The organism is Pyxidicoccus fallax, from assembly GCF_012933655.1.
GTDB classification, from domain to species: domain Bacteria; phylum Myxococcota; class Myxococcia; order Myxococcales; family Myxococcaceae; genus Myxococcus; species Myxococcus fallax.
The window spans coordinates 1-5777 of sequence record NZ_JABBJJ010000526.1 but is presented as its reverse complement, the minus strand read 5'-3'; the positions used below and the strand labels follow the sequence as shown (position 1 = coordinate 5777).

Annotated in this window: 3 protein-coding genes; all 3 read right to left on the bottom strand. The window is 74.3% G+C overall.

Annotated features, from left to right (window positions below; translation table 11 throughout):
• Positions 1-617: glycosyltransferase family 4 protein (locus HG543_RS50720; protein WP_169352189.1), on the bottom strand; the 617-nt coding region annotated here is incomplete at its 3' end.
• Between the two features lie 18 nt (positions 618-635).
• Positions 636-3719 (bottom strand): beta-ketoacyl synthase N-terminal-like domain-containing protein, encoded by a 3084-nt coding sequence (locus HG543_RS50715; protein ID WP_169352188.1) that lies wholly within the window; start codon positions 3717-3719, stop codon positions 636-638.
• A 27-nt stretch (positions 3720-3746) separates the two neighbouring features.
• The coding region (locus tag HG543_RS50710) for an SDR family NAD(P)-dependent oxidoreductase (RefSeq protein WP_169352187.1) at positions 3747-5777 on the bottom strand (2031 nt) is incomplete at its 5' end.

Below are 5777 nucleotides of genomic sequence, written 5' to 3'. Positions count from 1 at the left end.
GCGGGCTGGAGGTAGGGCCGCGCGTCCATGCCGCAGTGGATGGTGTGCAGCAGGGACGCGGGCATCCCGTAGGTGTCGCGGATGAGGGCGCTCATGGAGCGGCTCACGGACACCAGGGGCGTCGTCCCGTCGTAGAGGCTGCGCTCCTCCTCGAGGATTTCCGGGTCCGGCGTCTGGCCCCACCAGCGCTCGGCGGGCTCGGAGATGTAGTGGCTGGTGCCCAGCACGGGGATGCCGAACTCGCGGCCCAGCACGCGCGCGGCGCGGTGGGTGTGCCACTGGTGGAAGTGGATGAGGTCCGGCCGCTGCTCGCGGATGCGCTCGCGCCCGTGGTGGGCGAGGTCCTCGTTGAAGAGGCGGATGCCTCCCACCAGCGTCAGCTGCGCGGCACGCGAGAGGCTGGCGCGGCTGGGAGGCACCATGTGCACCTCCAGGCCCGGCTCGCGCAGGACGGAGGCCTCGCCCGGCGTGTACGAGAGCACCGTCACGCGGCAGCCCGCGCGCACCAGGCCGCGGGCCAGCTCGTAGACGTAGGTGCCCACGCCGCCAGCGACGTTCGGCGTGTACTCCATGGACAGGATGAGCGCCCGGAGGGGCGTGGCGTTGGAACGGGCCATGATGTGGGCGCCGGGCGGCTACTTGGCCGCCGCGGCCTCCTCTCGAGACAGCTCCGCCAGCATTCGCAGCAGTGCCTGGATTTCGGGGTCGGTGTGGGCGGGGCTCTGGCGCTGGGCGGCGACGAGCGACGTCATGCGGGCCACGGTGGGCGACTCGAAGAGCGCCTGCAGCGGCACGGTGAAGCCGACGATGTCTCGCAGCCGCCCGACGACGGTGGTGGCCAGCAGCGAGTGCCCACCGAGCTCGAAGAAGTCGTCGTGGAGGCCCACCGGGCGCACGCCCAGCACCTCTTCCCAGATGCCCGCCACCATGCGCTCGTCATCGGTGGTGGGCGCCACATACTCGGTGCGCAGCGCCGGGCGCGAGTGGGCGGCCGCCTCGTCCGGCTCCGGCGTGGGCGCGGGAGGAGCGTCGCCCTCCTGCCGCACGGCCCCCTCGAGGTGGCGCATGCCGGGGGACACCCAGTGGCGCTTGCGCTCGAAGGGGTAGGTGGGCAGCGACACGCGCTGGCGGCGCTCACCGGGGCGCAGCGCCTCCCAGGCGATGTCCACGCCAGCCATCCACAGCTGCCCCACCGCGCCCAGCAGCACGGCGGTGTCCGGCTGCGGGTCCTCCGGGTGGCGCAGGGAGGTGATGGAGGTGTGGGGCTGTCCCGAAGCGCCCGAGGCGCCCGCGAAGGTGGACAGCGTGCGTCCCGGGCCGACCTCCAGCAACACGCGCCCGGGCTGCAGCGCCGCCAGCCCCGCCGCGAAGCGCACCGGCTGGCGCAGGTGGCGCACCCAGGCGTCCGGGTCCGTGGCGGTGGCGGCCGTGGCCCAGGTGCCGGTGAGGTTGGAGAGGTAGGGCAGCTTCGGCGCCTGGAGCTTCACCCGCCGCACGCGCTCGGCGAAGGGCGCGAGGATGGGGTCCATCATCGCCGAGTGGAAGGCGCGCGAGGTGTGCAGCTTCCGGCAGCGCACGCCGCGGCCCTCCAGCGTGGCGGCCAGGGCCTCCACGTCCTCGGTGGGACCGGACACCACCGTGAAGGCGGGGCCGTTCATCGCCGCCACCGACAGCCGCGCGCCCAGCAGGGGCTCCAGCTCCGCCGCCGGCAGCGCCACGGACAGCATGGCGCCCGCGGGCAGCTCCTGCATGAGCTTGCCGCGCGCGGCCACCAGCCCCAGCGCGTCCGGCAGCGACATCACTCCGGCGAGGCAGGCGGCCACGTACTCGCCGAGGCTGTGGCCCACCATCGCCTCGGGCTGCACGCCCCACGCCATCCACAGCTTCGCCAGCGCGTACTCCACGGCGAAGAGGGCGGGCTGCGCCAGGCGCGTCTGCTGGAGCAGCCGCTGCGACTCCTCGCGCCGCGCGGCGGTGGGGTAGAGCACCTCGCGCAGGTCCAGCCCCAGGTGCGGCTTGAGCTGCGTGGCGCAGGCGTCCAGCTGCTCGCGGAAGAGGCGCTCGCCGTCATAGAGGCCGCGCGCCATGTCCACGTGCTGGGCGCCCTGGCCGGGGAACATGAAGACGGTGGGGCGGCCGGTGCGCTCCTCGTGCTGGGTGAGCATGCGCCCACTGCCCGTCAGGCCCGCGAGCGCGTCCGCGGTGTCCTGACACACCAGCACGCGGCGGTGGGGATGGCGCTTGCGGCCCACCTGGAGCGTGTGCGCCACGTCGGCCAGGTCCAGGCCGGGGTGGGCGCGCAGGTGCTCGGCCAGCCGGGACGTCTGCGCGGCGAGCGCGGTGGGCGTGCGGGCCGACAGCACCAGCACCTGGGGCGCCCGGGCGGAGGGCGTGGCGCGCGGCGCCGGGGGCGGCTCCTCGAGGATGACGTGGGCGTTGGTGCCGCCCATGCCGAAGCTGCTCACGCCCGCGCGGCGCGGCGTCCCGGCGGGGGCCTTCCACTCGCGCAGGGCGGTGTTGACGCGAAAGGGGCTGCGCTCCCAGTCGATGTGGGGGTTGGGCGTCTCGAAGTGGAGACTGGGCGGCAGCTTGCGGTGCTTCAGCGCCAGGGCCGCCTTGATGAGGCCCGTCACGCCGGCCGCCGCGTCGAGGTGGCCCACGTTGGCCTTCACCGAGCCGATGGCGCAGGTGCCCGGCCCCGCGGCCTCGTCGCCGAAGGCGGTGGTGAGCGCCTGGATTTCAATCGGGTCCCCCAGCGCCGTGCCGGTGCCGTGCGCCTCCACGTAGCCGATGCTGCCGGCGGACACGCCCGCGTTGCCCAGCGCCTCGGAGATGACGGCGGCCTGGCCCTCCACGCCCGGCGCGGTGTAGCCCACGCGGGCCCCGCCGTCGTTGTTCACCGCGGAGCCCTTGATGACGGCGTAGATGGGGTTGCCGTCCGCCAGCGCGTCCTCCAGCCGCTTGAGGGCCACCACGCCGGCGCCGCTGCCGAAGACGATGCCGCGCCCCTGCGCGTCGAAGGGGCGGCAGTGCCCGTCCGGAGAGAGGATGCTGCCTTCCTGGAAGAAGTAGCCGCCCTGGAGCTGGAGGTTGATGGACACGCCCCCGGCGAGCGCGACGTCACACTCCTGGTTGAGCAGGCTCTGGCACGCCACGTGGACGGCGACCAGGGACGTGGAGCAGGCGCTCTCCACGTTGAAGCTGGGGCCACGCAGGTCCAGCTTGTAGGACACGCGCGTGGTGAGGAAGCTGCCGGCGTTGCCCAGGTTGAGCTGGAGCGGGTCCGTGGTGCGCAGCACCTCCGGGTTCGTCAGGAGGTTCAGCACCAGATAGGTGCTCAGGGCCTGCCCGCCGAACACGCCCACCAGCTGCTCCGGCGGCGGCGCGCCGTGGCCGGCGTCCTCCAGGGCCTCCAGCGCGCACTCCAGGAAGAGGCGCTGCTGCGGGTCCATCAACTCCGCCTCGCGCGGCGAATAGCCGAAGAAGGCCGCGTCGAAGCCGGCGACGTCCGCCAGCCGCGCCGCCACCTTCACGAAGCGCGAATCACTCAGCGAGGCCGGGGACGCGCCAGCCTTCAGCGCCTCCTCGTCCGAGAGCGTCTCGATGGCCTCCACGCCATCGCAGAGGTTGCGCCAGAACTCGTCGAGGTCCCGGGCGCCGGGAAAGCGCCCGGCGATTCCGACGATGGCGACCTCTGTGCCTGTCAATGCGTCCGCCACGCTGTCTCCTCCCCCTCGGTGTAGGTCCTAGCGGCCCGGTTGCCGGCGCTGCTGCATCTGCTCGCGACGCTTCGCCCCTCGGCCGCGGCGGTCCGCGTGCTTCGGCGCCTCCTGCTCCGGGTGGGCGAGCATCCGGGCCATCGCGCCCAGGGTGGGGTTCTCGAACAGGGCCACCACCGGCAGCGCCACGCCGAAGCGGCGCTTCACCTCGCCAATGACCTTCAGCCCGATGAGCGAGTTGCCGCCCAGGTCGAAGAAGTTCTCGTGCCGCTCCACGCGCTCGATGCCCAGCAGCCGCCGCCAGATGTCCGCCAGCGCTCCCTCCACCTCGTCCAGGTTGGAAGGCGCCGCGCCCGGAGCCTGCGCGGCCTCCGGCTCCGAGCTCCCCATCAGGTCCTGGAGGAAGGTCGCCGAGCGGGCGATGGCCGCCGGCAGGTCCTGCGTGGACACCACCACGTGCGCGGGCAGCTGCGCGAGGACGCGCTCGAAGACGTCCACGCCCTCGGCGGAGGACAGCGCGGAGGCGAGCATGCCCTCGCGCATTCCCCGGGCCGCGTCCGGCAGCGCGGTGGAGACGGCCTGGCCCACCTCACGCCAGGTGTCCCAGCCGAGCGACACCACCGGCGTGCCGCCCTGCGTGGCGCGCCAGTGGGCGAAGGCGTCCTGGAAGGCGCACGCGGCGCAGTGGTCGACCTGCCCGGGCTCGGCGGTGAAGGCCGTGCGGGACGAGCACAGCAGCAGGAAGTCCAGCGGCGTGTCGCGCAGCAGGGTGTGCAGCACCCAGGTGCCCCGCACCTTGGGGCCGAAGACGTCGCCCACCGCCTGCCGCGTGCGCAGCTGGGCGAGCCCTCCGGCGGGAATGCCGGCGGCGTGGATGACGCCGTGCAGCTCGCCGAAGCACTCGCGGGCGCGGCGCAGCACGTCCTCCATGCGCGCGAGGTCGGCCACGTCGGCCTGGAACACGCGCACCTCGGAACCCAGGGCCTCCAGCGCCCGCACCTGGCGGATGCGGCGGCTCACCGCGTCCTCCTCGCCGTGCGAGGCGAGCCAGCCCTCCCACTCCGCCGGCTCCGGCAGCGCGGTGCGGGCCACCAGCACCAGCCGCGCCTGGACGCGCCGCGCGAGGTGCTCCGCGAGCACCAGGCCGATGCCGCCCAGGCCGCCGGTGATGAGGTACGTGCCGCGCTCGCGCAGGCGGGGCGCCGCGTCCGCCGCCGGGGCGTCCAGACGGACCTGCTCGAAGTCCTGCGCCCACCGCCACGCGCCGCGCAGCGCCACGGCGCCGTCCGCCGCGGGGCCCAGCACCTCGGGCAGCAGCCGCGCCACCGCGCGCTCCAGGGCCGCGCCGTCCTCCGGCGGCTCCACGTCCAGCGACTGGCAGGTGAGGCCCGGCACCTCGCGCGGCAGCACGCGGCAGGCGCCCAGCAGGGTGGCCTTCGCGGGCTGGAGCGGCTCGTGGCCGGTGATGGACTGGACCCCCGTGGACACCACGGTGAGGTGCACCGGTCCGCCCGCGCCCTGACCTCCCAGCGCCTGCGCCAGGAAGAGCAGACTGAAGAAGCCGGCGTCCTGGGAGGACTCCACGTCCTCCAACGCTCCACCGGCGTCGTCCACGCTCCACAGGTGGACGACGCGGTCGGGACGCGCGCCTCCCTCCGTGAGCGCGGCCAGCAGCGCGGCGTAGGTCTCCGCACGGGCGGGCGCCACCTCGTACGTGCCGTCGTCGGCGGCGCGGAAGTCGTCGCCCGGCCTTACGGTGTGGACGGTGTGCCCCGCCTCCGTGAGCCGGCGGGCGAGAGCATCACCCAGGCCGCGCGCGTCCGCGAAGACGAGCCAGCGCAGGGGCGCGGCCACGGCGGCGCGGGGAGGCACGGTGCGCTTCCACGAGGGCAGGTAGAACCAGTCCGCGGGGTCCTTCTGGCGCTCCAGCGCCACGCTCCGGACGGGGACCTCCGCCCGCGGCTCCATCCAGTGACGCTTGTGCTGGAAGGGGTAGGTCGGGAGGACGACACGCCGGCGGCGCTCCCCCGAACAAAGCCCCCTCCAGTCCCTGTCTCT